General features: G+C 35.5%; 1 protein-coding gene. It reads right to left on the reverse strand.

Features of this window, described 5'->3' with window-relative positions:
* On the reverse strand, window positions 1-1,370 hold a 1,370-nt coding region (locus tag AC1M36_RS28250), incomplete at its 3' end, for an IS4 family transposase (protein WP_479846515.1).
* Window positions 1,371-1,462: the final 92 nt, after the last annotated feature.

The raw sequence follows: 1,462 nt of genomic DNA on the forward strand, positions 1-1,462 counted from the left end.
GTTTTTTTCTCATATCTGTGGGATTTTCGTCCGTTTCGCTGTAGGAGGTTAAACAGACGAAGGAGAATCTTTGATAATTCTTGGGTGTTTTTTTGTAATGCTTGATGAAACAGTAAGAAATAATCTTTAATCATGTACATCGCTTTATATTCACTTAGCTCTTTCTGTTTCTTACGTAACAGAAGTTCTCTCATTTTAAACATAGTAGAAGAACATAATAGGATACTAATGAGTTGTCCATAAAGGTGACATTCTAGCCGCTCTTGTTTTATAGATTTACAACGATGAATTTGAAACCAAGATTTCCATATTTTAAATAACAGCTCAATTTGCCAACGCAGTGAATATAGATCATAGATTTTCTCTTTTGGTACCCATTCCGAAGGAATGTTTGTCATATATACCGTAATTCCTTGTAAAAGCTTCGTACGATCTGTATATGTAATCCCCTTTTTCTTTTCACGAATAGCTCGATCACGTAGGCGTTTCTGTGTTTGCTCCTCCGTACATCTATAAACCACAATACGAGTAGGAAGCTTGTCTTTACTCCCTACATATACATCATGTAACTCATACACTTGGCCAGGTTGTAATTCTTTCATGATATCTTCCAGATAAACTTGTATATATACTGATCTCAATTGAGCGGGTTTTGTTTTAAATACCACTGTTTCGAATTCTTTTCTATATATTTTAGTTGGTAATTTAAGACGTGATAAATAATATCCTTGCTTATCTTGAATAGACTTAAAGTCTTGTAAACGAAAATATCCTAGGTCACGAATATATAGTTCATTCTTTTGTATCATACCTGTTCGATTCGCACCATACGCCTGATCACTCCGTTTGCCTGGTTCAATTTTCACATCAGAAAATTCTCCACTCAATAAGTCATACTCTAGTTGAATTTTTACACCAGCTTTATGACTGCATCCTCCGGCACCAGGATAAGTAGATGCGAATCGATCTGGAACTTGAAAGGTTGTAGAATCAAGGATACGAATGCGCTCAAAGTAAGCAGAAAGAGAATGAGAAATCTTAGATAACCCTCCAATTTTAGCTTGTAGAAGTGTAATAAATACAGTTCGAAAGAAGGCTACAGAAGCCGAATTAAATCGTCGATTAAGTCCCTCTGGACTTAATAAAACTCCTGTTGAAGTTTCTAATTGACTACAAAGTTGAGTAAGAGAGGTAGTAGCGACCTGTTGATTTAACCATACACACAAAGATAAAAAATGATGCCCGTGGCATTTACGTTTTCGTTTCATGCCGCCTGCTTCTATAGCCAATTGATTAAGTGTAGCGGGAGACATATATCGATATAACTCTTCGGCAAATAAAGACAACTCTTGTTTTTGATGCATATTCATAAAAAGCACGTCACCCTTTCTCATTAATATAAGAGAATGGTAACGTGCTTTTAACTTCAAGAATAGTCCAAATCCTTAAGTTGATGGATGTG

This window comes from Bacillus sp. Medicinal_06 (assembly GCF_056711665.1).